A 26,026-nucleotide genomic window follows, 5' to 3' on the forward strand; every position below is an offset into this window, starting at 1 on the left:
TTTTGAATGACCGCGGGCTATTTACCCGATTGGCTCTATGTCGGGCGGTAGCGTGTCCAGATGAATAAGGCACGTCGGGGAGAAAAGTTGGCGGGCAGAAAGTAAGTACTGCTTTCACGACAAAAATCCAGGGCGTGCAGAAGGAGGGCAGGGAAAGCGCACGTCAAGCGTGGGAAAAACTCAATCCGAATAAAACGGCGACAGAACAGGACGTCTCTCAGTATCTCTACGACGGGTTCTATAACAGTGCCCTGGAGAAGAGTGAGATGGGGACGGGCGGGTCGTACCAGCGCGCCATCCAGGCCACCACGGCTATCGTTCAGGGGTTGAGCGCCGGCAATATCAATGCGGCACTTGCCGGGGCCGCCGCACCTTACCTCGCCAACCAAATCGCACAGCATATTGATAAGGAGGACAGGGAAGCACGCCTGATTGCGCATGCCGTCCTCGGCGCGGCCCTGGCGGCCGTCCAGAAACAGGACATCGCAGCAGGAGCAGCCGGTGCCAGCATCGGCGAGCTGGCCGGTATGATTGCGGTTGAGCTTAAAGGCGGTAGGGCAGGCGAGCTGTCCGAGGCAGACAAACAGACCGTGAGCGCGCTGGCGACGCTGGCGTCAACCCTTGCCGGCGGGCTGATTGGTGACAGCGGTGCAACGGCGGTGAATGCAGGGCTGGCCGGGAAGAATGCGGTTGAGAATAACTCAATGTCGGGGGATAAGGCCCGACAGTCAGTCAAAGAAAGTGCTGAATGGTGGAAAGAACAGGTCAGGGGCAAACTGGGGGAAAACATCGTTTCCCAGATGGCGAATGGTCTGGTTAATCTGGCCAGTGAAACTGGCGACTTTGCAATGCTGGGTGGTGATACGGCGTTTGATCTCGTAGCAGCGTTAACAGCCTGTGCAACCGGGGATAGCTACTGTAGTCAGGCGAAAAGCGATATCGCTAAAAAGGATGCAGCGGCTGCGACTATGCTGAATGGCATCATGAATGGCGATGCGTGGGGAGGGATTAAGAGCACTGTTGTGAAAGCCTGGAATGGCGACCAGAAAGCGCTGGAGAATGTTGCCGGGACTATATCAGTGGCTTTGATACCAGCTAAGGGGTTGCCGGGAGGAAAATCAGTTAGCACTATTTCCCCGGGAAAAGGAACTGTCACAAGCGTAGCTAATAAAGTTACTGGCAGCAGCAGAGAGCAAGTTGCCAAAAATGGTTCTTGGGATGCAATTGATGCTGCTTCCAAAACAGCATTTAACTCAGCGAAAAATGATGTTGCCAATTGGACTCCTAAAGATAAACATATGATTGGGACTTCAGCGAGCCGTTCTGCACAATTTAATACAAATAGTTTAGAGGAAATTAGAACGCTTGTTAAAGATGCTTTGAATTCTCCTGACGCCTTATTTCTACCCAATAATCAACCAGGTTCTTTCAGAGTAGTCGCCGATTTAGGTATGCCTATAGGCACGAAAGGACAGACAAGTGTTCGTATCATAGTCGGAGAGGATGGGAAGATTTGGAACGCATTCCCGGTAAATGTGAAATGATTATTCAATATAAAATTTTGTCTTTGGGCCCGTTGAGGGAAGGGCCTCAGCTTTTGGCTGAGGTGGAAGGAGAGTTGATTATATCCATAAAGGGGAAAATTATTTTTTCCGAAAAGGGGATCCTGCTATTGGAGTTCGCAAAAGAACTTTCGTCATGGTTATCATCGGATAATGGCGACTTCCTCTATGAGTCGATGGACTTTGAAGACTCTCCAATTCTTTTCTTTAAAAAACAGCCTGATGGCCTGTGGCTGATAGGGAGTGTTTGGGATCCGGAAACTTATCCAGATATAGTGAGCGATGTTCTGAAAGTGGCTTGCAAGTCGTTCATAAATGAACTGATTATTGACTTGAAATCATATGGCCTGGACTGCGAATGCTATTTGCAGAGCGTGTAACAGATCCAGCCTGTTTCTTCAAAATAGTTGAAATCCTCTGACAACATCGGGCACTCCGATGGGACCACGCAGGATTCCATCAGTCAGAGCACCATTGTCGTTCGCGACCAGGACCGGCATAAACAGGATGTGGCCGGCCTGAGCCGTGACGCGCAGAACGCCAACGACCGCATCAGCAAAATCTTCGACAAAGAAAAAGAGCAGCGCCGCATGGAGCAGGCGCAGCTTATCGGCGAGATAAGCTCGCAGGTCGGGAAGATTGTGTCGACGTACGGTGAGATTGCGGCGACCGAAAGCGAGAATGAAAAAATGAAAGGCGTGCAGAAGGAGGACCGTGATAGCGCACGCAAATCGTGGGAAGAGCTAAATCCGAATAAAACGGCGACAGAACAGGACATCTCTCAGTATCTCTACGACGGGTTCTACAACAGTACCCTGGAGAAGAGTGAGATGGGGACGGGCGGGTCGTACCAGCGCGCCATCCAGGCCACCACGGCAATCGCTCAGGGGGTGAGCGCCGGCAATATCAATGCGGCACTTGCCGGGGCGGCAGCGCCATATCTTGCCAATCAAATCGCACAGCATATTGATAAAGAGGACAGGGAAGCACGCCTGATTGCGCATGCCGTTCTCGGCGCGGCCCTGGCGGCCGTCCAGAAACAGGGCATCGCCGCAGGAGCAGCGGGTGCCAGCATCGGCGAGCTGGCCGGTATGATTGCGGTTGAGCTTAAAGGCGGTAGGGCAGGCGAGCTGTCCGAGGCAGACAAACAGACCGTGAGCGCGCTGGCGACGCTGGCGTCAACCCTGGCGGGCGGGCTGATTGGTGACAGCGGCGCAACGGCGGTGAATGCAGGGCTGGCCGGGAAGAATGCGGTTGAGAATAATGCGCTAAGTTCAACTCAGGCGCTGACTTTTGATAAAGAACTGTCGGATTGTCGCAAATCCGGTGGGGACTGCCAGAAGGTTATTGATAAATGGAAAGCCGTCAGTGACAAACAGAGTGCAGAAACTAACCAGAAGCTGAAAGATAACCCGCTGAAAGCCGTAGTTTTTGATAAGGAAATAGCCCAAGGCGGTTTTGATATGACATAGCGTCCGGGCTGGTTAGGGGGAATTGGCGCGGATGTGATGACTAGCGACGAAGCCAAAGCTTACGTTCAGCTATGGAATGCGCCAGATCTGGCGAATATCGATGTAAATAGTCCGGGGTGGACGAAGTTCGCGGCTTTTGTGTCTGATCCGGAAAATCAGGCAGCATTGGCATCAATGGGGATGTTGGGTAAAAATATTGTTCAACTTGCTAAAAATTTCGTTAAAGGATATAAACCAACGAAAGGTTTACCTGTACCTGATGGGTTATCTAAAAACATCCACTCAGGTCAACAGGGAAAACACATACCAGGGCATAATAATTATACACCAGGTCGTTCCCCACTACTTGACGGCATTGAACCACAGAAACTATTGAATGGGGTTCATTCTGGTGAATATAAGATAATTAGGATTACTCCCAGGAATCAACCTGTTGTTAACTTCGTAAAACCGATAGGTAATTATGAAGGACAACTAACAAATTACGGGATAATACATTATGGAAAGAATGGTGCACATATCGTTCCAGCAAATCCTGTGCAACATTAAGGGATTAAGGTTATGAAAAAATTACCAGATTGGTTATATATATGGATAGTTAAGGCTTTACTTGGAGAGATATATCCATCAATAAGAGCTATTGCGGTTGGATTTAATGCGGAAAGGACGTTAATTTTACGATATTATCTTGATCGAGAGGTGGAAGAATCCGATCGTGAGAGTATAGATGACGTGATTGCTAATATACTGGCAAATACATCATCTAATGATGAAATAAAAAATGTAGTGGATGAAGTCTTTTTTGACCTAAGATCTTTTAAGGATTTAGAGCCATTGGATGGGTTTGTCTATCTGAGAAAAGAAATTAAATAAATGAATCCCGGCGCTCAAGCGCCGGGATTTTTTATCTGTTAGTCTACTGTAAAAAATAAAAACCGGGCCTTAACCCGGTATCACCTCTGCAACTTACCTTTCATCATCCGGCAAAATTATCCTGCCAGTGCTTTTCACAGCGTTCGCGTGCTTCGGCGGGGAGATCGCGCAGATCCGGCAGGCTGTCGCTGGAGCCGTAATCCATGGTGCTGGTCGCTTCTTCCTGCTCGTCTTTCGCCGCAAAGCTCAGGGTTTCATCAATCTTTTCCCAGTCACCATCGTTTTGCTCGTAAATCAGCGCCCATGTCGGGGTTTTCTCGTCGTCGCCATAAATTTCATATTTATGCGTGGGAGCATCGTTCGGGCCGAACTGCACGGTATCGATAAGGATTGAATCAGCCATCGTTTTCTCCTCTATGAGTAAAATGTAAGCGTAGTTCATGTCCGGCATTCGCGTTTTCCCTTTCTTTTCTCCCTTCCTCTTTTCGTGGCGCGTCAAAGCGTGATGCGAATCCCACTTTACAGCTGTGGTTTTTAAGGAGTATTTTACATGCATCTTTAAGGCCGCGCTTCACCTGACCTTTTCGTGCCTCGTCACCTCGCTGACGGCGCAGAACTTAAGCCGTAATGGCTTACAGCATGAGGTAAAAAACTATGAATACGATTATCCCCGCGCATTACGTTCACACGCGTGCAACCGCTTTCTTCGATAAAACCAACGTGCCTGCAGCCCTGTTGAGCCACCACAACACCAAAGCCGGTGTCTATGGCCGTCTCTCCGTTATGCGCGGGGCGGTGAAGTATTTTGGTTTTCCGGATGCGGAAAGCACCACACCGGATCTGGAGCTGGTGATTGAAGCCGGGTGTTTCGGGATCAGCCCGCCGGAAAAGTGGCATCGCATTGAGCTGCTGACGGAGGATACGTATTTCAACATCGATTTTTTTGCCGAGCCGACGGCGCAGCTGAGCGGTAAAGGATTTGGCCAGGTGGTCAACACTCATAAGGAGTCGTGATGAATCGCATTGAAATCCCCGCGCACTATGTTCACGTGCGCAGCACGCCGTTCTGGACGCTGGAAACCGCACCGCCCGGCATCTGGCAGCGGCATCTGGACGCCGGAACGCGTCAGGGCGTCTTTCCGCGTCTGTCGGTAATGCGCGGAGCGATACGCTACTGCCGTTACGCGGACCAGCACAGCCCCGAGGTGGTAGAGAGCTTCGATATCAACGCGGGTCAGTTTGGCGTGTTCCCGGCGGAGGAGTGGCATCTTATTGAGGCGCTCTCAGAGGATGTCATCTTCAGCGTTGATTTTTATGTCGATCCACAAATTCTTCTTGAGGAGTAATGCAGGCTTATGGACGCTACAGCAGAAAATAAAGGCTACACCCTGGGGCTGAAAAACCGTGAAACCGGGCAGGACGCCAGCAAGGTGTATATGAAACCGATGGCGCTGTATGTGCCTGCCGTGGCGGCAGCGGCGGTCGCCGCGCTGGTCGATACGCTGGGCAGGGCCGAGGCGCGCTATATGCTGACGGTAACCAACAATAACAACGGTGTGTCGGTGGATAAGGGTTTCCCTGAACTGGCCGACGTGATAGATGAAACCGGTGCGGCGGATGCGGTAAAAGAGCTTATCAATATCGTGCGCGGCTATGACGAGGACGATGACCACAACGTCTGCGGCTGGTAGTACGCCGCGTTCCGCTGAATCCACAACCCCAGTCGCGCTGCGCATTTCACGGCTCAGCGCCCAGGGCGGTGTGGATTCAGCACGCCAGGTAACCGCACAAATCTGAAATGCTCAACGAGTATGCTCAACCACTGTCATCGGAGAGTATGATTCCTATAAAGATTACATGGAGTTAATGACAGATGGCAGAGGCAGCCAGAAAGGATGATATAGCCAGTGGGCATGGGTGTTTCCCCGATACTGCGATAACTGAAGGTAGCCCGAATGTGTTTATTAACGGCCAACCGGCCGCCAGAGTCGGTGATGCCGTCGCGCCACACGGTTGCACCTGCGGTAACGGCTGTGGCACGCATTACCGCGTCATCGCAGAAGGTGCGTCATCGGTATTTATCAACGGGAAGCCCGCAGTCGCCGTCGGTCATAGCATTAACTGCGGCGGGGTAGTTATCTCTGGCAGCAGTAATGTCTTCATCGATAGCGAGGAAAATAACGTTTCTGATGATGCTTCAGAGCAGCCCTGGATGTTTAAATCTGATAAGGGCGCTGTTCAGCACCCCTCCCCCGAGGCGACCTCTCCCGGATTCAGTGATGGGGTGCCAGCGGCAGGCCAGCAGGCACAAGCTGCACAGCCGGAACCCATGCCTCTTCCCGTGCTGATTTACCAGACCACACGCCAGATGGATGACTATCAAGCCAAAGACATGCACCACGGCGATCTGGATGCGTTGACGCTGCGTAATCAGCTGAATCTCGATGTGGATACGGTATCTGCAAGGGTAAATGCCCGCACGCTAAGGCTGTTGAATCAACCCAACCCTTATATAATGACGTCGCCTTATGCGATCGCGGCAATACCAGACACTATGCCAGAGGTAAGCCGCGAGAAGGCCGTCGCTCTCATGTTTGATGAATTCCGGGCGCTGGCGAAGCTGTTCTCTTTTCATGGCGAATATCAGCACATCATCACAGAGATGATTACGCATATGCAGGGCAACAGCGGCACGACGTACAGCAGCCCCTTACTTGACCAGGCGCTGAAAGAGCAAATCATGAATGACCATTCAGAACAAAGCTCTTTGCTGAAAATAAAAGACGTTATCAGTTTGTATTTAGATAGAGAACACGCGTTATACCCACTGAAATTTAAAAATAAATTTACTTCAGCAATTGGCGAGCATACAGTCTTACCTAAATTTGATAGTTTTAAAGGCCGCACTAATGGACTGGTTATTTCCGTCCATGATACTTGGGCGACGCATATCACGCTTGAGTCTTTGGAAATAAATGATGGGAACTACCACGCAAGAGTGCATTACCGTATTCAGGATCATTTTGGCCTCGACGTCGATGATGTGCTCAATCCTGTTTATTGGGAGTTCCGAATATTCCGGCTATGGTTCGCACTCCAGCGCTGGGATCAGTATGGATACAAGCCGTTTATTACCGAAATGAATGCGACCGTAGAAATCAGCGGGAGGCGGGATGAATAAGTTGTTGGCTGGCTGTATTCTCAGCATAGCCGCATGCGGCTATGTGATCTGGCAGTATATGACTCCTGTTGAAATAATGGAGGCTCATAGAGCTATTTGTAGTGAAACAGGCTCTTGCCATAGCGACATACTACTTGTCAGGCATTTCCCATATTTGAAAAATCGACAGATAGCCTGGTGGGAAACTAACAAGGGAAAGATTCAGGCTAAGTATGGTATACCGAATAAGGACGAAAACGGATATTACAATGTAACCATTATGGCATTTGGAAACGGGTTTCGAACCGAGCCAAATGAGAGTCTGTTGCTCTCCACCGATGAGGTTTATTGTTTTGATGAAATGGTTACAGAGATGAGGTGTATTAATCGAGACATTTTGTTTACTGTCAATAAGACTCCAAACGGTGGCCTTAGATACCAGTCGTATTGACGGCTAGTAGATAGTAATGTGGGCAACACATATCACACTGGAATCTCTGGAGGTGTCGGGAGAGAACTACCTGGCGAAGGTACATTACCGTATGCAGGATCACTTTGGCCTCGATGATAATGATGTGCTCAATCCTGTTTATCGGGAGTTCCGAATATTCCGGCTGTGGTTCGCACTCCAGCGCTGGAAGAAATATGGCTACAGGCCTTTTATTACAGAGATAAATGCCACTGTTGAAATCAGCGGGAGACGCGATGAATAAGCGACTGATAGCGGGTGTTATTGCGGCAGCATCATGTGGTTATCTGCTCTGGCAGTATTTTACGCCAGTGGAAGTTGTGGCGGTTCATGACGGTAATACAATACTGGTCAGGCACTTTCCATACCTGAAAAGCCGTCAGATAGCCTGGTGGGAAGAAAATAAAGACATGATACAGGCGAAGTATGGGATTCCTGAGGGATATGATAGTTATTACTACATCTATTTAATGGATTTTGGAAATGGATATCGTACTGAGCCGAATGAAAGTTTGTTGTTCTGGACTGATGAGGTTTTCTGTTTTAATGACATTAAGACAGATGCTCGTTGTATTGACAGAAAACCACTTTTTACTGTGAGATGGAGTAAGAATAACGGGCTGGAATATGAATCGTATTAATTTACTCGTTAATGTTGAACGTTAAATCATAAAGCATCTCTTTGAATCCTTTTTAGCGCAGAACCCCTTGCCCTGTAAACATGGTTACGCTGGCAACAAAGCGGTCAGGATGTAAGCCTGGCGCACCCACCTTTTGAAAACGCAGCAACGGTAGGTGCACAGGCTTAGCCGCCCTACACGGCTGTGGTTCGCACTCCAGCGCTGGAAGACATATGGCTACAGGCCTTTTATTACAGAGATAAATACCACTGTTGAAATCAGCGGGAGACGCAATGAATAAGCGACTGATAGCGGGTGTTATTGCGGCAGCATCATGTGGTTATCTGCTCTGGCAGTATTTTACGCCAGTGGAAGTTGTGGCGGTTCATGACGGTAATACAATACTGGTCAGGCACTTTCCATATCTGAAAAGCCGTCAGATAGCCTGGTGGGAAGCCAATAAAGACATGATCCAGGCAAAATACGGCATACCGAATAAAAACGAGAGTGATTATTACAGCGCGGTCATTATGGACTTTGGCGAAGGGTATCGCATCGACAGAGGAACGGATGAAGATTCGGATCTGCTGTGCTTTGATGACATGTCCGTAGACGCCAGATGTATTGAAAAAAAAACTCACCTGTGGATTAGGTTTAATCAAAAAAAAGGGATGTTTTATCGATAAAAATGCACTGCTTCAAAAGCATTTTCTTGAAGGCTTTCGCGCAGAACCCCTTGCCCTGTAAACATGATGACCCCGCGACAACGCCCTACAAGGCGAGAAGCAGGGCGTCATCGGTCACCCCCACCTCATAAAAAACGGAGCACAGCGCTCCGTTTTTTTGTTAATTATGACCGGCCGCGGTGGCTATTTATCGACGCCAAAGCCCTGTTTGAGGATCGCGGGTAGCACATCCGGGAAGTAGACGTGTTGATAGTACCCGCTTACGCTGGCGCTCCAGGTGTCGCCGTCGGTACGGCCAATTGCCTGCCAGTGGTCGAGCATCTGCTGGTTATAGCGGGTGATTTTCTCTTCCAGACCGGCGGTTTTGTAGGTTTCGTCGTGGCGGAAGGTATCGAGCGGCAGGCGCGGCTTGTGGTGCGACGGCACGTCGACATGGCCAATCACCACGCCGGCGATCGGGAAGGTGTGTTCCGGCAGCTCAAGCAGGCTTGTAAGCGCCTGCGGATGCAGACGGATACCGCCAATCGGCACAATGCCAAGCCCTTCAGAGCGGGCAGCGGCCATCACCGAGCCCAGCGCGATGCCAATATCAGTGGCGCCCGCCACAATACTTTCAATACTCTCGTGAGCCACCTGCTGCTTACCGATAAGCTTCATCCCGACTTCAGTTTTATACATATCGAGTACGAAGGTGACGAAGACCGGCGCTTTCGCGATCCACGGCTGGCCGCCAGCGATGCGGGAGATCTCGGCGCGCTTTTGCGCGTCGCGGGTGACAACAACCGACACTTGCTGGGAGTGCACCGAGGTAGGTGCATGGTAGGCCGTGCTCAGAATGCGCTCCAGCGTGGCGTCATCAACGGGTTTATCGGTAAAGCTGCGCTCGCTTTTGTGGTCGTTAAACAGATCAATAATGGGGTTCATGGTGTCTCCTTGTGAGTGCGAAAAGCGTATCAGCCCCACGCACATCTTTCTTTAACACTCTATGCGCTATGCCGTTGGGCAGCGCAGGTTGCCGGGCAGACGCAGCCAGGAAAGAGGGGAGGGGGAGAAGGCGGGCAGGGCCGTCATGACAACGGCCCCGCCCGGTGTGGCATCAGGAGGTGAAGAGGTTTTTCAAGGCGTGCGGCTGGCAGCGCTGATATTGACTTGCCACCTTCACCTGCGCACCCAACTTCGCTGCGGCATGCCACGGCCAGCGCGGATCGTAGAGCGCGGTGCGCGCAATACCGATAAAGTCAGCCTCGCCGCTGGCAATAATGGACTCGGCATGCTCTGGCTCGGTAATCAGGCCCACGGCAACAACCGGGATCGCCACGGCGTTTTTCACCGCCTGCGCCAGCGGCACCTGGTAGCCCGGATAGACGTTGATCTGCTGATCCGGATGCAGGCCGCCGCTCGACACGTGGATGACGTCCGCCCCGCGCGCTTCCAGCATTTTCGAGAAGGCGACCGCCTCATCGAGCGTAAACCCGCCTTCCACCCAGTCCGTGGCAGAGATGCGCACGCTGACCGGCTTGTCTGCCGGGAACGCCTCGCGCACCGCGTCAAACACCTCCAGCGGGAAACGAGCCCGGTTTTCAAGCGAGCCGCCGTAGCTGTCGGTCCGCTGGTTGGAGAGCGGCGACAAAAACTGGTGCAGCAGATAGCCATGGGCGGCATGCAGCTGAATAACATCAAACCCCAGTCGCGCTGCGCGTGTCGCCGCCTGGGCAAAGCTGTCGCGTATCGCGGCTAAACCGGCCTCGTCCAGCGCCTGTGGCGGGGTGGATTCCGCGCTCCAGGCCACCGCGGAAGGAGCAACGGTCTGCCAGCCTTTTTCATGATCCGGTGCGTACGGCCCGGCGTTATCCCACGGGCGTGCGGTGGAGGCTTTGCGCCCGGCGTGGGAGAGCTGAATGGCGAGCGGAACAGACGACCAGCGGCGGATGCCGTCAACCACGCGCTTCATCGCCGCCTCTGAGGCATCGCTGTACAGGCCCACGTCGGCCCAGGTGATGCGCCCTTCCGGCGATACTGCGCTGGCTTCAAAGGTCAGCAGCCCGGCGCCCGACTGGGCAAGCTGCCCGAGGTGCATCATATGCCAGTCGTTCATACAGCCGTTTTCTGCCGAATACTGGCACATAGGCGCGATGACGATGCGGTTAGCCAGCTCCAGATTGCGGAGTTTATACGGCGTAAAAAGTTGTGGTGCAGACATAGCATTATCCCCTTAAGTGGTAAAAATCGTGCGTGTACCTGGTCTGAGACCTTCTGCCATCTTAGAACCCCGGCGGCCATTCTGCGTGATCGGTATGTGGCGTTAAGGGGAAAATCCTCCGCGTTAGCCGGTCGACGCGCGTTCCGTGCCGCGCTGCATAATCGCCAGTGCGCTGAGCATCAGCCCCAGCCCGACCACCAGCGTCAGCGTCGCCATCGCCATTCCCTGGCCCACCGAGCCCTGCTCAAACTGACGCCAGATAAACACCGCCACGGTCTGGGTTCCGGCCGGGGCCAGCAGCAGCGAAGTCACCAGTTCACGCGAGGCGATAGCAAACACCATCAGCATCGCCGCGAGCATGGCCGGGAACACCAGCGGCATCACGATAAAACGCAGCGCCTGCATCGCCGTGGCGCCGTGAACCCGCGCGGCGGGCTCCAGATTGCCGCCAAGCTGGCGCAGCGCGCTGCCGATGTAGCGCACCGGCCAGGGAAGCAGCAGGCAGCAGTAAGAGAGCAGCAGGATAGCCCAGGTGTTGTAGGGCGACACCGGCCAGAAGGTGCGGTTCCACAGCAGGATCAGCCCGACGCCCACCACAATACCGGGCAGCGCCGCGGGCATCAGCGACAGCGCGTCGATGGCACCCCGCCCCCGGATACGCTGAACCACCACCAGCCAGGCGGCAAGCAGGCCGACCACGCCGGTGAGCAGCGCAGAGGCAAAGGCCAGCGACAGGCTGGTGCCGAGGGCGGTGAGGGCATCTCCCTGCTGGGCAAACAGCGCCGCGTAGTGCGCAGGCGTGACGTTTTCCAGCGTCAGGCCGCCGGACAGCGTTCCCATCACCCCGGTCACCGCCATCGACAGCCCCGGCACTACCACCGCCAGAAAGCCAATAAACGCCATCGCCGCGACCACCGGGATCACCGCCACGCCCAGCGACGCACCGCTGTTGGCGGTCGGTTTGCCGGTCACGCTGGTGACGTCCCGCCCGCCGGTCAGTTTGCTCTGGAGCCACCAGGCGCACAGGGCGATAGCGATCAGCGTCAGGGACAGCATCGACGCGCCGGGCAGGTCGATGGGCCAGTCGGCCAGCTTCTTCTCAATGCCGACGGTCAGCATCACCACGCCGGAACGGGTGCCCAGCGCGGCGGGAACGCCATACTCCTCAATCGCCAGGGTGAAGGCCAGCAGCATCCCGGCGGCCAGCGACGGGGAGAGCATCGGCAGCGTGACGTGGTAAAACGCGCGCCACGGGCCTGCACCGTGCACTCTGGCGACCAGCGCCAGCCGCTGCCCGCTGGCGAGCAGGCTGCGCGAAACGGCGAAGTAGACCACCGGGAAAATGTTCAGCGTCATCACCAGCACGATGCCGGTTTTGCTGAACAGCAGGGCATTGAGATCGAAACCCAGCAGCTGCGCCAGATAGCCATTGGTTTGCAGCACCAGCATCCACGACAGCGCAGCGATGTAGGGCGGCGTCAGAAACGGGATCAGAAACAGCAGATCCCACAGGCGCGGGCAGGGCAGCGTGAACAGTCCGCGCGCCACCCCGAGCGGCAGGCCGATGAGGGCGCTGAGCAGGGCGACGCCGGCGGCGATGTGCAGCGTACCGCCAAACATTGCCGGGAGCTGCGGATCGGAGAACAGCGGGGCCATTCCGGAAAACGCGCCCTGCAACGATCCCGCGCTGAAGTGCGGGAAAATGGCCTGCAGGAGAATAAACAGCAGCGGTAGGGCGACCAGCACCACCAGGGCGGCGAGCGTCGCAAGCGAAATCAATCGTTGGTTCACAGCGGGTATCCAGACGACGGGGTTGCCCCCGTCGGGTGAGAATTACTGGGTGAAAAGCGTGTTAAAGCGCTTCAGCACGGCGCTGCGTTCACTGGTGCCGTCACTTTTGGTCGGCAACAGGTTCAGCTCGGTGAACAGCGGACGCTTCGCCTGCACGTCGGTACGGGCTGGCATCAGCCAGGCATCGGCGACCATCTTCTGGCCCTCCGGCGACAGCACGTAATCCACAAAGGCCTGGGCATCGGCCTGATGCGGCGTGGTTTTGAGGATCATCATCGGACGCGGGGCGATGACCGTGCCGCTGGCCGGGAAAATCACCTTCAGGGACTCGCCCTGCTCAATGTTGCCGTAGGTCACGTAGTCCACCGCACCGAATACCGCAGCTTTCGCGCCCTGCATCACCGGCGTCACCGCCTGGGCGTTGGGGCCGCTGACCACCATGCCGTTTTTCTTCAGCGCGTCGAACAGCGTCCAGGCCTTATCGCCCATGCCGTTTTGCAGGCCAATCAGCAGATCAAGCGAGGCGCCGGAGAGCGCCGGATCGGGCGTCGTCACCTTGTCTTTAAACGCCGGAGCGGTGAGGTCGTTCCACTCTTTGGGCTCCGGGGTGCCGCTTTTGGTGTTCCAGACGATACCCAGCGCAGAGACGCCCTGCGCCACATAGTCGGCGCTTTTCAGCGCGTCGGGCACCTTCTGCGCATTGCCGCTCTGGTAGGGCAGCAGCCAGCCGCGGGCGTGCAGATCTTCCGCGGTGTCCCAGGAGGCGGAGATCAGCACGTCCGCCTGCGGATTCGCCTGCTCGGCCTCAAGACGCGCCATCACTTTGCCGGTGGTGGCCTGGAAGATATTCACTTTGACCCCGGTCTTTTTCTCGAAGCCGCTGGCAAGGCCTTTGGCCAGCGAGCCGGGACCGGCGGTGTAGACGGTAAGCGCATGGGCGCTGGACATCATGACGGACGATAACACCATGGCTAACGCAACTCCTTTCTTCACGGACAGTTTCATGCAGTTTCCCCTGAGGATGATGTAACAGAACGAACGGCGTCCACGCGACCGGCAGACAGATGAACGATGCAATCGGCGAGGATCTCGGCTTCCCGGCGATCGTGGGTAACATAGACGGCGGTAATACCCAGCTGGCGCAGCAGCGTAGCCATATCGCGGCACAGCGCGTCGCGCAGCTCGCTGTCGAGGTTAGAAAGGGGTTCATCGAACAGCAGCACGCGCGGTTCCGCGACGATGGCGCGGGCCAGCGCCACGCGCTGCTGCTGCCCGCCGGAGAGACCCGCCGGCTTGCGGCCAGCGAACGCGCTCAGCCCCACGCGGGCCAGTGCCCGGGCGACGCGCGCCTCCCGTTCGGCACGCGGTACGCGCCGCATTTTCAGCGGGAAGACGACGTTTTGTTCAACCGTCATATGCGGCCACAGGGCGTAATCCTGGAACACCATGCCGATGTCGCGCTGCTCCGGCGGCATCGCCCATCCGGCGTCAGCCACCAGCCGCTCGCCAAAGGTTATGGTGCCGGAAGCCGGGCGGGTCAGGCCAGCCAGCAGCCGCAGCAGCGTACTTTTGCCGCAGCCAGAGGGGCCGAGCAGCGCCACCACGGTGCCCGCGGGAATACGGAGATCGATCTGATTGAGTACCGTCTGTGTGCCAAACGCATAGGACACACCGGCGAGGCGGATATCGGTGAACGCGTCCATCAGCACCCTCCCACAATGGGAAAGCGTCTGACACCCGCGGTCTTCATCCAGCGGGGCGGGTCCACCTGCACGAACGTCAGGGGAGCAAACATATTGTTATCCTCTTTGGGATTTGCTGGCGCTGACTATAGGCAGGGTTTGTGACGAAGGGATTACGGTTATGTTGCGGGGAGAATGGCTGAGCAGATAAAAAAACCGGCGCACGGTGGCGCCGGTTGGGGAGAACTACGGGCCGCTTAGCGCCGCGCGCCTGCGGTCTCTACCGGTTCCTTCACGCGCTCCATGGCAATCGGGATGCTTTTATACGCCGGGATGCCGCTCTGGGTATCGTGGCTGTCGAGCGGGACCAGCACGTTGGCTTCGGGGTAGTAAGCGCCCACGGAGCCTGGTGCCATGTCGATCACCACGATGGTCAGGTTGTGCATGCGGCGAGAGGTCGGGTTGCCGTCCGGGTCGAGGGCCACCACGTTAACCTGGTCCCCGACGCGCAGCTGGCGTTTCTCGGCCTCATCCGGGTTGATGAACAGCACGTCGCGCCGCCCGGTCACGCCGCGGTAGCGGTCGTTCAGTCCGTACAGCGTGGTGTTGTACTGGTCGTGGCTGCGCAGCGTGGTGAGCACCAGATCGTGACACTTCAGCGAGCGCGGATCCTCGTTGATGCCCTGCATCACCTTAAACTGCGCTTTACCGCTCGGGGTGTTCCACTCCCGCTCCGAGGCGGCGTTGCGCAGCCGGAAACCGCCCGGCTGCTTCACCCGTTCGTTAAACCGCGAAAACGCCGGGAACACCGCCTCAATGGCATCGCGGATGAAACTGTAGTCGCCGATCATTTTGTCCCAGTCGACCACGGTATTCGGCAGCGTAGCTTTTGCCAGCCCGGCCACCAGCGCCGGCTCAGACTTCAGGTGCGGCGAGGCGGGGGGCAGGGTGCCGCGCGAGGCGTGCACCATCGACATTGAATCCTCCACCGTGACGCTCTGCTCGCCGGAGGCCTGAATGTCGGTCTCGGTTCGGCCCAGAACCGGCAGCAGGTAATTGTGCTGGCCGAGCAGCAGGTGCGAGCGGTTGAGCTTGGTCGCCATGTGTACCACCAGATCCAGCTTGCGCATCGCCGGGAAGGTGATCTGCGGATCGGAGATGGCTTCCGCCAGGTTGCCGCCCAGGCACAGCAGCGCCTTCGCCTTACCGTCGCGCATGGCCTGGATGGCCGCCACCGCGCCGTGACCGTGCTTCTGCGGCGGCCTAAAGCCAAACACCCTTTCAATGCCGTCCAGCAGCGACTGGGGCGGGATCTCGGTAATGCCGACGGTGCGGTCGCCCTGCACGTTAGAGTGGCCGCGCAGCGGGCAGATCCCGGCGCCTTTCTTGCCGATATTGCCGCGCATCAGCAGCAGGTTGGCGATCTGCTGCACGTTCTGGGTGCCGTACTGGTGCTGGGTGATGCCCATGCCGTAGCAGATGATGGTGCGCTCGGCGCTGGCGTACAGCCGGGCGACGTTCTGGATCTCTTTGCGCTCCATACCGGACACCTTCAGGATGTGGTCCCAGTCGGTGGCATTCAGATCGGCCTTCAGCTCGGCAAACCCTTCGGTATGCTCGTTGATAAACGCCTCGTCGATCACCCCCGGCTCGCCGTTCGCCAGCGCCGTCTCATGCATCGACAGCAGGATTTTCATCACCCCTTTCAGCATCGCGGCATCGCCGCCGACCCGCACCTTGTAATAGGTTGAGGCCAGCTCGGTGGAGCTGAGGGACAGCATTTCAATCGGGCTTTGAGGAGAGGTGAAACGTTCCAGGCCGCGCTCGCGCAGCGGGTTGATGGCGACGATCGTCGCGCCGCGCTTTGAGACTTCACGCAGCGTGCCGAGCATGCGCGGGTGGTTGGTGCCGGGGTTGTGCCCGATGCACAGCACCAGATCGCAGTGGTCGAAATCCTCCAGCTCCACCGTGCCTTTGCCAACGCCGATGGACTCCGGCAGGCCGACGCTGGTGGGCTCATGGCACATATTGGAGCAGTCCGGGAAGTTATTGGTGCCGTACTCCCTGGCGAACAGCTGCCACAGGAACGCCGCCTCGTTTGAGGCGCGGCCCGAGGTGTAAAACTCCACGCTGTCGGGATCGTCATAGCTGCGCAGGCGTTCGCCGATCTCACGAAACGCGGTTTCCCACTCGATGGGCTGATAGGTATCGCTCGCCGGATCGTATTTCATGGGGTGCGTCAGGCGGCCTTCGCCTTCCAGTTCGAACGCATTGCGCTCCCACAGCTCGCTGACGGTATGGGCGGCGAAAAATTCTGGAGTGGTACGTTTGCTGGTGGCTTCCCACGACACGGCCTTCGCACCGTTTTCACAGAATTCAAAGGAGGAGGCGTGTTGCGGGTCGGGCCACGCGCAGCCGGGGCAGTCGAACCCCTGAGGCTGGTTAACTTTGAACAGGGCAATCACGTCCTGTTTGACCGACATCTGGCCGCGTATTGCATCGGCGACCGCTTTCAGCGCGCCCCAGCCCCCGGCGGACCCCCCATAGGGTGCAATGCCAATTGTGCGATTTTGATCTTTCATGTGCGCTCCACGCTTGTCTGTTCGTTTTTTTATAAGCCTGGTACAGCAACGGCGTCAGGGTTGGCAGGAATGGTCATTAATGTGGGGATAAAGTTATCAAAATGTTTCAACGCAGCGGCGCGCGTCAGGCTTGATACCGATAACCAGCCCGCTGGCCGGGCGTGCAAAATGTCGCTCAGACTCGCGGCTTATACGTTAAGCTTTGTGATATCTCGTTGATAACGCTCAAAGGCCTCCCGTGCGCATTGCGACCCTGACCAACATTGCTTATATCGCGACGGTCTGCCTGACGCTCTCGTCAGGCGTGTCGCTGTTCGTGGCATCCAATGCCGAGCGGGCAGAGCGCGCGGCGGTACAGCAAAGCCGCGATTTTGATGCGCTGACCGAAGAGCTGGAAAAGGAGGCGTTTTCCCTGTCCAACCTGGCGCGTCAGGCGATGGTCAAAGAGGATGACGAAGTCAGCCAGGCCTGGAAAGCGAAGCTCGCCCAGGATCGCATCATGGAGGCGCATCTCGCGGCGCTGCGGGATAACGGGGCCTCGCAGAGTGAGCTGCATATTCTGCAAACCGCGCTGATGGCTCTGGATAAACTGGAAGAGGAGCAGCGAACCGCGGTAACCGCGTTTGAAACCGGAAAGCGCGACGACGGCGTGCGCCTGCTGTTCAGTCGGGAATATGAAGCGAACCTCGCCCAGGTGGAGAATGCCTTCACCCAGTTCAGAAGTCTGCTCGATCAGCGTACCGACACGGCCATCGCCGAAGCGACCCAGCTCTCGCAGCGGCTGCGCACGCTCTCGGAGATTATGGTGGGCCTTACCGCGCTGCTGTTTCTGTTCGTGCTGGGGTTTATTATCCGCCACCGTATTTTGCGCCCGGTCATCACCCTCAGCGACGTGGTAAATCGTCTCGCCACCCAGGATTACGCGGTGCAAACGCCCGCGATATCGCACGTGGATGAAATTGGCGATATGGCGCAGGCCATCAGCATCTTCCGGGAAAACGGTCTGGCCAGACAGCGGCTGGAGCAGGAGCGCGATGCCGACTGGGAGACCCGCAAGCTGCTGGCGCGCATGACGCGGCGGTTGCAGGGGTGTGATTCTTACAGCGATATCATTCTGGCAACCACGGTGTTCGCCCCGCATATCATCCCCAACGCTGGCGGGCAGCTCTATATTCTTGATGACCATATCGACCTGATGCGCTGCGTCGCCCACTGGCTGCTGCCGGAAGGGGGAGAGAGCAGCTTTGCGCCGGAGCACTGCTGGGCGCTGAAACGCGGGCATCTGCACAGTCCGCTGCGCGACGCGGTGGATATGCCCTGCGCCCACGTGCCGGCAGAACTCTCGGCGCGGGCGATCTGCGTTCCGCTCATCGCCCAGAATAAGATTATCGGACTGCTGTCGTTCACCAATCACACTCCGGAGAGCGAGCCGCCCTATATCTACATTGAACTGATGGCGGAGACGCTGGCGCTGGCGCTGGCAAACCAGAAACTGCGTGAATCCCTGACCCGCAAGGCCACCTTTGATGCCCTGACCGGGATGCGTAACCGCACCGATCTGGATGACACGCTGCACGCCGCCATCGAGCAGGCCAAGGCCAGCCAGAGCGTGCTGAGCTGCATGATGCTGGATATCGACCACTTCAAGAAGCTCAACGACACCTGGGGACACGAAGCCGGGGACAAGGTGCTGACCGAGATCGCCGCCATCATTGCCGGCTGCCTGAAAAACAGCGGCACCGCGTTTCGCTACGGCGGCGAGGAGTTTCTGATTATCCTGCCGGACATGAACGAAGCCCAAACCCGCGCGCTGGCCGAGGCGATCCTCGAGAACGTCGCCAGCCATCCGATGCGCTATGACGCGCAGCTTATCGGCCCGGTGTCGGTCTCGATTGGGCTGGCGGTGTGGCCCCATCATGCCCGCTCTGACAACCTGGTGCGCGCCGCCGATCTGGCGCTCTACCACGCCAAAGAGAATGGCAGAGGGCAAATCAGGGTGGCGCGTGACGCGGTGGTGCAGGACACTGCGTCATAAGGGGCACGGCGTGATTTGCAAATATCCCGCTCCTGTCTGCTTCCGCATGATGCCCGCGCCTTTTCCTGCACAAAGGCGAACGTGCCCGCCATGTTGTTAACATCGCGGCTGGGTGGCCGTGGCCCCGCCCGGACCGCAGAAAGGTTATCTGCCCGTAGTCGCGCCAGCCTCGTTAAGACGCTGCCACGGCGTATGGGCAGCTCATTAATACACCGGCGCTTCTCTCGCTTACAAACCCATTTTTTATATGAATTCATCATGCCGCTTCGTCAGTGCTGGCGCGGGATTGCCGTCAAAAAGGCATTTTTTCCTGCTACATGAATCGCTTAAAAGTTGCGCTAAAAAGTACTGGATATTTAAACAGGTGGTCGTATACTATTTGCACTGCCCGTGTGGGTGATGTTGTCAGTGAGCAAGTGGTGAAGCCTATGATGATTCCCTTTGAAAGCCTTAATTCTCTGGATCCGTCGGTTGCGATGAGCAGCCGCGAAATTGCTACCTTGACCGGGGTGACCCATGGTGAAGTGAAGCGACTTATCAAAAGCCTGGAAACCGCGCAGCGTCTGTCTCAGCCTTTGAACGTGCATGACGCGGAACGGGAAGATGACGTCCAGCAGGAGTTCCTGTTGAACAAGCGGGACTCCCTGCTTGCCGTGGCGCGCCTGTCGCCGGGCTTTACCGCCGCTGCGCTCGATCGCTGGCAGGAGCGCGAGCAGCGCGCCAACATTCCCGATTTCACCAATCCGGCTGCCGCGGCACGCGCCTGGGCCGAACAGTATGAGAAGCGTCAGCGGGCCGAACAGGCGCTGGCGCAGACGGCCCCGAAGGCGAACTTCTTTGACCAGTACGTGCAGGTTGAGGAGTCGCTGGGCTTTCGCCAGCTGTGTAAGATGCTGAAAGCGAAAGAGCCGGAGTTCCGTCAGTTTCTGCTGGAGCGCAACATTATGTACCGCGTAAACGGTACCCTGACGCCGCATCGGCACTATATCCAGTCAGGCTACTTTACGCTGCGTTCCGGGGTGGGTGAAAACCTGCATACCTTCTCGCAGGCGCGCTTTACCGCGCGGGGCGTGAAGTGGGTGGCGGGGCTGTGGGCGACGCATCTGACCGCGCGTCCGAACGGGGCGGCGGCCTGATGGGTGGCGGTGTTATCGACAGTGCGCAGCGTTCAGCGTAGCCTGCGCCCGGTGCCCAGCGGAAGGGCACTTTTAGGATTATTTCTCTTCGCCTTCGCCCTGTTCCGCGCCTTCCTTATCAGCCTCGCTGTCATTACCCAGCGTGAAGTTGATAATGTCTGACACTTTCATGTTCGATGCCTGATCCAGCTTCTCCTGCGCGGTTGCCAGATGCCCGTCCACTTTCTGCTGCACGGTATCGGCGATGCCGTTATCCAGTGCCGCCTGCGCCTCTTTACCGGCGTTTTCCGCCGAAGTAACCAGATTCTGTGTTGCCGCATCGGCTTTCTCTTTCATTTCGCCAGCCTGCTGAGTCACTTCATCCAGCGTTGCCTGCACTTTCTCTTTGGTCGCATCGTCGCAGGCGCTCAGCAGCACGGTGGCAGCCACCAGCGCGATAAGGGTACGTTTTTTCATAGGGGACCTGTGTGGCTATCACATTATCTCGTGGGCGCGACGCGAATGGCGGCGCGCGACCATAATGTTTGAGTGTAGGTACCATACCCGCGGTTCCCTTTCGGAACGTATTGGAAGGTAAATAAATTAAAAGACTCATCCTGGGCTGTGGTAACTGGTGCAGAGAGGGCAAACGACACGCGGTGTTTACCGTAGCACGCCGAAAAGGTAGCGCAGCAAGGGAGGGATATTTAGTCGAACTATGCATAACAAATGAAATATAAGAATAATAAATGATATTAATGATGCGCGAGTCTATTTGTGGACATAATAACTATGGATTTTTTACCGGCGATAATAAATAATCCGCGCGCTTAGTATTCTAATGCCTTTCTGCAATGTTTTTATTCTGTTAATAACGACATGTGCTTTTGCTGAAATAATTATTTAACCGTGTTATCGCGATCGGTATTCTTCTCGCTATAACAAGGGTATGGCCTCGCCAGACGATACGGCGTGGTGCTTTATCCAGCGAATTGCAGGTATACGAGCCTCTTCGCCTGCGGAGTTGGGTCCGTAAATTATCCTTAACTACATTAGTTAAATTATGAAAAAAATACTCTGTGCTTGTATATATCTTCTGGCGCCCGTACTTAATTGTTGGGCAGGTGATGCAGTGAAGATTAATGTGAATGGAAATATATTAGCTGCGCCCTGCGAGCTTAATGGTGGCCAGGGCAGCCTGAGCGTTGATTTGGGGGATATTAAGGCCTCGACGCTACAGACCCCTGGATCGTTCTCTGACTGGGTTGGTTTTAGCATCACGCTGGATAAATGTCCGGCGGGTACCACGAAGGCGACTATCCACTTCAGTGGTACAGCGGACAGCGTCCACCCGATTGATATGTATGTGAATACCGGAACGGCAAAGAACGTAGCGATTCAGTTGCAGGGGGCCGGAGGCGAGGGGTTCGGAAATGGGGAAAGTTACACCTACAACGTCCACGAAGGCACAAACTGGTCCTATTCGCTGCGTACCCGTGCCTATTCCGATAAGGGAGGGGCTGTGCCCGGAACCATTGTTGCGGCGGTAACGGCTACGATGACCTATCAGTAAGGCTGCACTTCCCCCATAACGAAACGGCTCCAGACGGGGCCGTTTTGCTGTTCGCATTCCCTGCCTGAAAGCTGGCATCCTCTCTTCATTCCTGATAACACTTGACCCCTGTGAAAACGAGTGGAATGATATTGTTATGTTATAACATAACCAATGGTCATCATGATTAAACATCTTGCTTCATTCGCACTCTGCGCTGCGGCGCTTTTTCCCACGTTCAGCCAGGCAAAATACCAGCCGATAACAATCGACAACTGCGGCGGCACCACCACCTGGCAAAAGCCGCCCCAGCGCGTAGTCACCATCGGGCAGCACGAGACCGAGCTGCTGCTGGCATTGGGGCTGGAAAAAAACATCGTCGGCACTGCGGTATGGTTCGGCGCACTACCGCCCTCGCTGCAAAGCGCCGGTAAAGGGTTACCACGCCTGGCGGAAAACGCGCCCGGCTTTGAAGCAGTGGTCGCACAGCGTCCGGATCTGGTGGCCGCCCAGTACACGTATCACGTCGGAGATCAGGGTGAAGTGGCGACGCGCCAGCAGTTTGCCGGCCTCGGGATCAATACCTGGATCGCGCCGGCGGACTGCGTCGGCAAATCCCTGACCGCCGGATCGAACGGCGACGGCGGGCGCGATAAGCCCTTTACGCTCGATCTGATCTATCAGGAGATTGACGCGCTGGGGAAAATCTTTGGCGTCACGGATCGCGCGAGCGCCCTGGCAGAGACGCTGCGCAACCGGGTGGCGCAGGCGCAGCACACCGCCCGCGACGCGCTGAAGCACAACGCGCAGGGGAACGTGGTGTTCTGGTTTTCCAGCACCCGTCTCAATGGCGACCCGTGGGTCGCGGGCAGCGCCGGGGCGCCGGGTTGGATTGCCCGCACTCTTGGTCTGACCAACATTATCGATACCCGCGAAGAGTGGCCCGCGGTGAGCTGGGAAACCATCGCGCGCAGCGATCCGGATTATCTGGTGCTGGCGAGTATGGACAGACGGCTCTACCCGGCGGACGACATCGCGCAGAAGCTGGCGTTTCTGCGTAACGATCCGGTCACCCGTGAGATGAAGGCGGTGAAGCAGAACCACATTATCGTGGTGCCGGCGATGTCGCTGAATCCTTCTCTGCGTAACGTTGATGCGGTCGAAGCGCTCAGCCAGCGCATCGCTGCCTTCCACGCGGGGTCCTGATGCGTGCGGCATTGATCCTCGGTGTCGTGACGCTGAGCAGCCTGCTTTCCCTCGTCCTGCTGATGGTGATGGCCTCGTCCATGGGTGACGTAGCGTTGCCCTTTCATCACACCCTGATGGCGATCGGTAACGGGCTGGGCATCGGGCATTACCCGCTGGCGCCGCTGGAGCAGGGCATTGTCTGGGAGTACCGCATGAGCCGCTCGCTGATGGCGGCGTGCAGCGGGGCGGGACTGGCGCTGTGCGGCGTAATACTGCAGGCGCTGCTGCGCAATCCGCTGGCGGAACCCTATCTGCTGGGGATCTCTGCCGGTGCCTCTACCGGCGCGGTGATGGTGATGCTGCTGGGCGCAGGGGGCGGGGCCATCACCGTCTCCGGCGGAGCGTTTATCGGTGCCTGCGGCGCGTTTGGGTTAATCATGCTGCTGGCGCGAGGTGCGGGGCGCGACACCGGGCGCATCATTCTTGCGGGCATCGCCGGCACGCAGCTTTTCAATGCGCTGACCGCCTGGATCGTCAGCACCTCTGCCAACGCTGAACAGTCACGCAGCGTGATGTTCTGGCTGCTCGGCAGTCTGAGCAGCGTGCGCTGGCCCGATGCGCTGCTGGCGCTGGCGCTGATTGGTCCGGCCTTTCTGCTTCTGCTGGGTTTTGCCCGTCGGCTCGACACCCTGGCGTTAGGCGAGGAGATCGCCGCCACCCTTGGGACACGCATTACCCTGCTGCGCGTCGTGCTGCTGGGGATCACCGCCGCCATTACGGCGGTGCTGGTGAGCATTATCGGCGCGGTGGGCTTTGTCGGGCTGGTGATCCCGCACGCCGCAAGGTTTCTGGTGGGGCCGCATCATCTGAAGCTGCTCCCCGCCGCCGCGCTTATCGGCGCGCAGTTTATGGTGCTGGCCGATGTGCTGTCGCGCATCCTGATTACGCATCAGGTGCTCCCGATTGGCGTCGTGACGGCGCTGGTGGGCGCGCCGGCCTTCGCCGTGATGCTCTATCGCAAACAGGGGAGAGCCGTATGAGAATCGAAGCCCGTGAGCTAAACGTAACCCTCAATCGCACCGCTATACTGCATGACGTCACCCTTGACGTGCCGTTTGGCCGGCGTATCGGCCTGCTCGGGCCTAACGGGTCGGGAAAGTCCACGCTGCTGCGCTGCCTGGCCGGGCTGATTGCGCCGGCACGCCAGCAGGTATTTATTAATCACACCCCGCTTGCGGCGCTCTCCGCCGGCTGGCTCGCCAGACGCGTGGCACTGGTAACGCAGCACCTGACGCTGGATGCCGATCTCAGCGTCGAGGAGATGGTCAGGCTGGGGCGTACCCCATGGCGTAGCGCGTTCTCCCCGTGGCGCGACGACGATCGGCTCGCCGTGGAGCAGGCGCTGAGCGATACCCGTCTCACCGGCCTGCGCCACAAGCGCTGGCACCAGCTCTCCGGTGGCCAGCAGCAGCGCTGCGCTATAGCCAGGGCGCTGGCCCAGCAGCCGGATATCCTGCTGCTGGATGAGCCGACCAACCACCTTGATATCCAACACCAGCTGGAACTGATGTCGCTTATCGACAGCCTGCCGATGACCACCATCGCCGCGCTGCACGATCTCAACCTGGCGGCGAACTACTGCGATGAGCTTATCCTGCTTAACAAGGGCGTTATCGTGGCTTCCGGGCCGCCTGACGCGGTGCTGACGTCGGCGCATATCCGCAGCGTATACGGGGTGGACGTCTCGATAAGCCACACGCCCCACACCGGATATCACATCGCGTGGCATCGCCGCCCGTCTTCCCACCCACCTGGGCTACGGCTGAGCGCCTGACGGGCGTCAGCCTCGGTAACATCGTCATGCTCTCCCGTTAGCCGGTAACGAGAACGATCCCATTTACGGCTTATCCTGTGGCGAAAATGAATTCATTTCGGCTTGCCTTGATGGTTTAACGCGTTACTATTTTGTAAGTGCTTGATGACAAATGGCTGTTTATTTGACACTGACAGGGAGAGAGTAATGAAGCTTCACATATATGAACACTGCCCGTTTTGCGTGCGCGGCCAGATGATCTTCGGCCTGAAAAATATCCCGTATGAAAAAGTCATTATCATGGAAGGTGATGCCGACACGCCTACCCGTATGGTGGGGCGCAAAGTGGTGCCCATCCTTGAAAAAGATGACGGCAGCTTTATGGCAGAGAGCATGGACATTGTGAAGTATGTCGATGCTCAGGGCGGCCAGCTGATTGCCGATACTCCGGTGGATGCGGACATTGAAGCCTGGGCGAAAGCCGCTGCTGAACCGCTGTATAAACTGGTTATCCCGCGCTTCACCCAAGGGGAGTTCCCCGAGCTTGCCACGCCACAGGCGCGCGCGGCCTATCTGGCGCGTGAAGAAAAGGCGTTTGGCAGCATGAAAACGCTGATGAACGCCACCCCAGGTCTGCTCGATGAAATGAACCACAAACTGCGTGAGCTGGAAGCGCTGGTGGCAGATCGCGAGCATATCGACACCAGCGATTTCGTTCTCTTCCCGCTGCTGCGCTCGCTGAGCATCGTCAAGGGCGTGGAGTTTGGCCCGTCGGTCTCGGGCTACATGGTCAGCATGGCGGTGGAGTCGAAGGTGTCGCTGCTCGCTGATCAGGCCCGTTAATCTTTCCGGTCCGGCTATGATCCTGTCGTCCGGGCCATCCTGTTTCACACCATTCGGAGCGTAAAATGACCGTACCCGTAGTCGCTATTTTTGTTGCAAAGCCAGGCGCTGAGCAGACCGTTGAAGCGCTGTTTCGCGCGGTGATCGATACCACGCTGGCGGAAGAGGGGTGCATTCGTTACCAGCTCAACCGCGACAGCGATAACCCGCGCCGTTTTGTCTGGACCGAAGAGTGGCAGAGCCGCGAGCTGCTGCAAAAACATATCGAGGCGCCGCACATTGCCGCGCTGTTTGCCGAGCTGCCGCAGCATGTCGAAAGCTCAGAGGTGATCGTGCTGGGTAAAGTCGCCGGCGGCGCAGCACAGTAAATGAACAAGCGGGGG

The 26,026-nt window shown here is 57.0% G+C and carries 30 protein-coding genes; 22 read left to right on the plus strand and 8 right to left on the minus strand.

The features are described from left to right. The first annotated feature begins 134 nt into the window (after positions 1 to 134). Genes DW58_RS15315 through DW58_RS15330 form a run of 5 tightly spaced genes read left to right on the plus strand, consistent with a single transcriptional unit; the run spans position 135 to position 3,907 of the window. Positions 135 to 1,544 (plus strand): VENN motif pre-toxin domain-containing protein, encoded by a 1,410-nt coding sequence (locus DW58_RS15315; protein WP_024550140.1) that lies wholly within the window; start codon positions 135 to 137, stop codon positions 1,542 to 1,544. Then, the gene (locus DW58_RS15320; RefSeq protein WP_152525638.1) at positions 1,514 to 1,942 is read left to right on the plus strand and encodes a DUF7878 domain-containing protein; all 429 of its coding nucleotides are present in this window, start codon (positions 1,514 to 1,516) and stop codon (positions 1,940 to 1,942) included. Before DW58_RS15315 ends, DW58_RS15320 begins: the two co-directional genes overlap by 31 nt. 27 nt (positions 1,943 to 1,969) lie before the next feature. Continuing rightward, positions 1,970 to 3,034: a VENN motif pre-toxin domain-containing protein gene (locus DW58_RS15325; protein ID WP_029593077.1), complete on the plus strand. Its 1,065-nt coding sequence runs from the start codon at positions 1,970 to 1,972 to the stop codon at positions 3,032 to 3,034. A gap of 36 nt (positions 3,035 to 3,070) precedes the next feature. After that, positions 3,071 to 3,583, plus strand: coding sequence for a polymorphic toxin type 50 domain-containing protein (locus DW58_RS21440; protein WP_071813196.1), 513 nt, complete (start codon positions 3,071 to 3,073; stop codon positions 3,581 to 3,583). Between the two features lie 12 nt (positions 3,584 to 3,595). Next, a complete protein-coding gene (locus DW58_RS15330) occupies positions 3,596 to 3,907 on the plus strand; it encodes a hypothetical protein (RefSeq protein ID WP_024550649.1) in 312 nt (103 codons plus the stop codon). A 103-nt stretch (positions 3,908 to 4,010) separates the two neighbouring features. Here DW58_RS15330 and DW58_RS15335 read toward each other — a convergent pair whose 3' ends face one another. Then, the gene (locus DW58_RS15335; protein ID WP_024550648.1) at positions 4,011 to 4,310 is read right to left on the minus strand and encodes a hypothetical protein; all 300 of its coding nucleotides are present in this window, start codon (positions 4,308 to 4,310) and stop codon (positions 4,011 to 4,013) included. A 251-nt stretch (positions 4,311 to 4,561) separates the two neighbouring features. Between DW58_RS15335 and DW58_RS15340 the strand changes: the two genes are divergently transcribed. The 9 genes from DW58_RS15340 (at position 4,562) to DW58_RS15375 (ending at position 8,842) form a co-directional block, all read left to right on the plus strand. Further along, positions 4,562 to 4,921 carry a DUF1971 domain-containing protein gene (locus tag DW58_RS15340; RefSeq protein ID WP_024550647.1) on the plus strand — a complete coding sequence of 120 codons (360 nt, stop codon included), beginning with the start codon at positions 4,562 to 4,564 and terminating at the stop codon, positions 4,919 to 4,921. Beyond that, positions 4,921 to 5,253 carry a DUF1971 domain-containing protein gene (locus tag DW58_RS15345; RefSeq protein ID WP_024550646.1) on the plus strand — a complete coding sequence of 111 codons (333 nt, stop codon included), beginning with the start codon at positions 4,921 to 4,923 and terminating at the stop codon, positions 5,251 to 5,253. The genes DW58_RS15340 and DW58_RS15345 overlap by 1 nt, the downstream gene beginning before the upstream one ends. A gap of 9 nt (positions 5,254 to 5,262) precedes the next feature. Then, the gene (locus DW58_RS15350; RefSeq protein WP_024550645.1) at positions 5,263 to 5,598 is read left to right on the plus strand and encodes a DUF1869 domain-containing protein; all 336 of its coding nucleotides are present in this window, start codon (positions 5,263 to 5,265) and stop codon (positions 5,596 to 5,598) included. 182 nt (positions 5,599 to 5,780) lie between these two features. Further along, positions 5,781 to 7,088, plus strand: coding sequence for a DUF3289 family protein (locus DW58_RS15355; protein WP_081706492.1), 1,308 nt, complete (start codon positions 5,781 to 5,783; stop codon positions 7,086 to 7,088). Next, entirely contained in the window at positions 7,081 to 7,518 is a 438-nt protein-coding gene (locus DW58_RS15360) for a DUF943 family protein (protein ID WP_024562397.1), read from the plus strand. The genes DW58_RS15355 and DW58_RS15360 overlap by 8 nt, the downstream gene beginning before the upstream one ends. A 16-nt stretch (positions 7,519 to 7,534) precedes the next feature. Beyond that, positions 7,535 to 7,780: a DUF3289 family protein gene (locus DW58_RS15365; RefSeq protein WP_024550972.1), complete on the plus strand. Its 246-nt coding sequence runs from the start codon at positions 7,535 to 7,537 to the stop codon at positions 7,778 to 7,780. Beyond that, complete coding sequence (locus DW58_RS15370; RefSeq protein WP_024562396.1) at positions 7,773 to 8,177, plus strand: DUF943 family protein; 405 nt, start codon at positions 7,773 to 7,775, stop codon at positions 8,175 to 8,177. The genes DW58_RS15365 and DW58_RS15370 overlap by 8 nt, the downstream gene beginning before the upstream one ends. A 154-nt stretch (positions 8,178 to 8,331) precedes the next feature. Further along, positions 8,332 to 8,457, plus strand: coding sequence for a DUF3289 family protein (locus tag DW58_RS20300; protein WP_081706490.1), 126 nt, complete (start codon positions 8,332 to 8,334; stop codon positions 8,455 to 8,457). Then, complete coding sequence (locus DW58_RS15375; protein ID WP_024562395.1) at positions 8,450 to 8,842, plus strand: DUF943 family protein; 393 nt, start codon at positions 8,450 to 8,452, stop codon at positions 8,840 to 8,842. Before DW58_RS20300 ends, DW58_RS15375 begins: the two co-directional genes overlap by 8 nt. 183 nt (positions 8,843 to 9,025) lie before the next feature. On the opposite strand, the gene DW58_RS15380 is transcribed toward DW58_RS15375, so the two are convergent. From DW58_RS15380 to DW58_RS15405, 6 genes are all read right to left on the minus strand, one after another. Continuing rightward, positions 9,026 to 9,766 carry a nitroreductase family protein gene (locus tag DW58_RS15380; RefSeq protein ID WP_024550888.1) on the minus strand — a complete coding sequence of 247 codons (741 nt, stop codon included), beginning with the start codon at positions 9,764 to 9,766 and terminating at the stop codon, positions 9,026 to 9,028. Positions 9,767 to 9,938: 172 nt separating this feature from the next. Then, positions 9,939 to 11,042: an NADH:flavin oxidoreductase/NADH oxidase gene (locus DW58_RS15385; RefSeq protein WP_024562394.1), complete on the minus strand. Its 1,104-nt coding sequence runs from the start codon at positions 11,040 to 11,042 to the stop codon at positions 9,939 to 9,941. A 123-nt stretch (positions 11,043 to 11,165) separates the two neighbouring features. Beyond that, positions 11,166 to 12,833: an ABC transporter permease gene (locus DW58_RS15390; protein ID WP_024550890.1), complete on the minus strand. Its 1,668-nt coding sequence runs from the start codon at positions 12,831 to 12,833 to the stop codon at positions 11,166 to 11,168. Between the two features lie 42 nt (positions 12,834 to 12,875). After that, positions 12,876 to 13,838 carry an ABC transporter substrate-binding protein gene (locus tag DW58_RS15395; protein WP_024550891.1) on the minus strand — a complete coding sequence of 321 codons (963 nt, stop codon included), beginning with the start codon at positions 13,836 to 13,838 and terminating at the stop codon, positions 12,876 to 12,878. After that, positions 13,835 to 14,536 (minus strand): ABC transporter ATP-binding protein, encoded by a 702-nt coding sequence (locus tag DW58_RS15400; protein ID WP_024550892.1) that lies wholly within the window; start codon positions 14,534 to 14,536, stop codon positions 13,835 to 13,837. Before DW58_RS15400 ends, DW58_RS15395 begins: the two co-directional genes overlap by 4 nt. Before the next feature lie 236 nt (positions 14,537 to 14,772). Beyond that, a complete protein-coding gene (locus DW58_RS15405; protein WP_024562393.1) occupies positions 14,773 to 17,097 on the minus strand; it encodes an FdhF/YdeP family oxidoreductase in 2,325 nt (774 codons plus the stop codon). A gap of 238 nt (positions 17,098 to 17,335) precedes the next feature. Here DW58_RS15405 and DW58_RS15410 point away from each other — a divergent pair, with 238 nt between their 5' ends. Continuing rightward, positions 17,336 to 19,132, plus strand: coding sequence for a diguanylate cyclase domain-containing protein (locus DW58_RS15410; protein ID WP_024547886.1), 1,797 nt, complete (start codon positions 17,336 to 17,338; stop codon positions 19,130 to 19,132). 428 nt (positions 19,133 to 19,560) lie between these two features. After that, positions 19,561 to 20,268 (plus strand): phage antirepressor KilAC domain-containing protein, encoded by a 708-nt coding sequence (locus DW58_RS15415; RefSeq protein ID WP_024547885.1) that lies wholly within the window; start codon positions 19,561 to 19,563, stop codon positions 20,266 to 20,268. Between the two features lie 78 nt (positions 20,269 to 20,346). Here DW58_RS15415 and DW58_RS15420 read toward each other — a convergent pair whose 3' ends face one another. Continuing rightward, on the minus strand, positions 20,347 to 20,724 hold the full coding sequence (locus tag DW58_RS15420; protein ID WP_024547884.1) for a hypothetical protein: 378 nt from the start codon (positions 20,722 to 20,724) through the stop codon (positions 20,347 to 20,349). Between the two features lie 655 nt (positions 20,725 to 21,379). On the opposite strand from DW58_RS15420, the gene DW58_RS15425 reads away from it, so the two are divergent. The 6 genes from DW58_RS15425 to DW58_RS15450 all read left to right on the plus strand — a co-directional run bounded on the left by DW58_RS15425 (position 21,380) and on the right by DW58_RS15450 (position 26,011). Further along, positions 21,380 to 21,820: a fimbrial protein gene (locus DW58_RS15425; RefSeq protein WP_051195590.1), complete on the plus strand. Its 441-nt coding sequence runs from the start codon at positions 21,380 to 21,382 to the stop codon at positions 21,818 to 21,820. A 162-nt stretch (positions 21,821 to 21,982) separates the two neighbouring features. After that, positions 21,983 to 23,005: an ABC transporter substrate-binding protein gene (locus DW58_RS15430; RefSeq protein ID WP_024547882.1), complete on the plus strand. Its 1,023-nt coding sequence runs from the start codon at positions 21,983 to 21,985 to the stop codon at positions 23,003 to 23,005. Then, positions 23,005 to 24,027 (plus strand): FecCD family ABC transporter permease, encoded by a 1,023-nt coding sequence (locus DW58_RS15435; protein ID WP_024547881.1) that lies wholly within the window; start codon positions 23,005 to 23,007, stop codon positions 24,025 to 24,027. Before DW58_RS15430 ends, DW58_RS15435 begins: the two co-directional genes overlap by 1 nt. Then, the gene (locus tag DW58_RS15440; RefSeq protein WP_024547880.1) at positions 24,024 to 24,821 is read left to right on the plus strand and encodes an ABC transporter ATP-binding protein; all 798 of its coding nucleotides are present in this window, start codon (positions 24,024 to 24,026) and stop codon (positions 24,819 to 24,821) included. Before DW58_RS15435 ends, DW58_RS15440 begins: the two co-directional genes overlap by 4 nt. A gap of 186 nt (positions 24,822 to 25,007) precedes the next feature. After that, positions 25,008 to 25,643 (plus strand): glutaredoxin 2, encoded by a 636-nt coding sequence (grxB, locus tag DW58_RS15445; protein WP_024547879.1) that lies wholly within the window; start codon positions 25,008 to 25,010, stop codon positions 25,641 to 25,643. A 65-nt stretch (positions 25,644 to 25,708) separates the two neighbouring features. Then, on the plus strand, positions 25,709 to 26,011 hold the full coding sequence (locus DW58_RS15450; protein WP_024547878.1) for a putative quinol monooxygenase: 303 nt from the start codon (positions 25,709 to 25,711) through the stop codon (positions 26,009 to 26,011). Positions 26,012 to 26,026: the final 15 nt, after the last annotated feature.

Source organism: Siccibacter turicensis LMG 23730, assembly GCF_000463155.2.
GTDB classification, from domain to species: domain Bacteria; phylum Pseudomonadota; class Gammaproteobacteria; order Enterobacterales; family Enterobacteriaceae; genus Siccibacter; species Siccibacter turicensis.

What these genes read in the sequence shown, in the direction of transcription:
- DW58_RS21440 (WP_071813196.1), top strand. Translation starts at nt 3,071, where the DNA reads ATGACTAGCGACGAAGCCAAAGCTTACGTTCAGCTATGGAATGCGCCA.
- DW58_RS15330 (WP_024550649.1), top strand. Translation starts at nt 3,596, where the DNA reads ATGAAAAAATTACCAGATTGGTTATATATATGGATAGTTAAGGCTTTA.
- DW58_RS15335 (WP_024550648.1), bottom strand. Translation starts at nt 4,310, where the DNA reads ATGGCTGATTCAATCCTTATCGATACCGTGCAGTTCGGCCCGAACGAT.
- DW58_RS15340 (WP_024550647.1), top strand. Translation starts at nt 4,562, where the DNA reads ATGAATACGATTATCCCCGCGCATTACGTTCACACGCGTGCAACCGCT.
- DW58_RS15345 (WP_024550646.1), top strand. Translation starts at nt 4,921, where the DNA reads ATGAATCGCATTGAAATCCCCGCGCACTATGTTCACGTGCGCAGCACG.
- DW58_RS15350 (WP_024550645.1), top strand. Translation starts at nt 5,263, where the DNA reads ATGGACGCTACAGCAGAAAATAAAGGCTACACCCTGGGGCTGAAAAAC.
- DW58_RS15355 (WP_081706492.1), top strand. Translation starts at nt 5,781, where the DNA reads ATGGCAGAGGCAGCCAGAAAGGATGATATAGCCAGTGGGCATGGGTGT.
- DW58_RS15360 (WP_024562397.1), top strand. Translation starts at nt 7,081, where the DNA reads ATGAATAAGTTGTTGGCTGGCTGTATTCTCAGCATAGCCGCATGCGGC.
- DW58_RS15365 (WP_024550972.1), top strand. Translation starts at nt 7,535, where the DNA reads ATGTGGGCAACACATATCACACTGGAATCTCTGGAGGTGTCGGGAGAG.
- DW58_RS15370 (WP_024562396.1), top strand. Translation starts at nt 7,773, where the DNA reads ATGAATAAGCGACTGATAGCGGGTGTTATTGCGGCAGCATCATGTGGT.
- DW58_RS15375 (WP_024562395.1), top strand. Translation starts at nt 8,450, where the DNA reads ATGAATAAGCGACTGATAGCGGGTGTTATTGCGGCAGCATCATGTGGT.
- DW58_RS15380 (WP_024550888.1), bottom strand. Translation starts at nt 9,766, where the DNA reads ATGAACCCCATTATTGATCTGTTTAACGACCACAAAAGCGAGCGCAGC.
- DW58_RS15385 (WP_024562394.1), bottom strand. Translation starts at nt 11,042, where the DNA reads ATGTCTGCACCACAACTTTTTACGCCGTATAAACTCCGCAATCTGGAG.
- DW58_RS15395 (WP_024550891.1), bottom strand. Translation starts at nt 13,838, where the DNA reads ATGAAACTGTCCGTGAAGAAAGGAGTTGCGTTAGCCATGGTGTTATCG.
- DW58_RS15400 (WP_024550892.1), bottom strand. Translation starts at nt 14,536, where the DNA reads ATGGACGCGTTCACCGATATCCGCCTCGCCGGTGTGTCCTATGCGTTT.
- DW58_RS15405 (WP_024562393.1), bottom strand. Translation starts at nt 17,097, where the DNA reads ATGAAAGATCAAAATCGCACAATTGGCATTGCACCCTATGGGGGGTCC.
- DW58_RS15415 (WP_024547885.1), top strand. Translation starts at nt 19,561, where the DNA reads ATGATGATTCCCTTTGAAAGCCTTAATTCTCTGGATCCGTCGGTTGCG.
- DW58_RS15420 (WP_024547884.1), bottom strand. Translation starts at nt 20,724, where the DNA reads ATGAAAAAACGTACCCTTATCGCGCTGGTGGCTGCCACCGTGCTGCTG.
- DW58_RS15430 (WP_024547882.1), top strand. Translation starts at nt 21,983, where the DNA reads ATGATTAAACATCTTGCTTCATTCGCACTCTGCGCTGCGGCGCTTTTT.
- DW58_RS15435 (WP_024547881.1), top strand. Translation starts at nt 23,005, where the DNA reads ATGCGTGCGGCATTGATCCTCGGTGTCGTGACGCTGAGCAGCCTGCTT.
- DW58_RS15440 (WP_024547880.1), top strand. Translation starts at nt 24,024, where the DNA reads ATGAGAATCGAAGCCCGTGAGCTAAACGTAACCCTCAATCGCACCGCT.
- grxB (WP_024547879.1), top strand. Translation starts at nt 25,008, where the DNA reads ATGAAGCTTCACATATATGAACACTGCCCGTTTTGCGTGCGCGGCCAG.
- DW58_RS15450 (WP_024547878.1), top strand. Translation starts at nt 25,709, where the DNA reads ATGACCGTACCCGTAGTCGCTATTTTTGTTGCAAAGCCAGGCGCTGAG.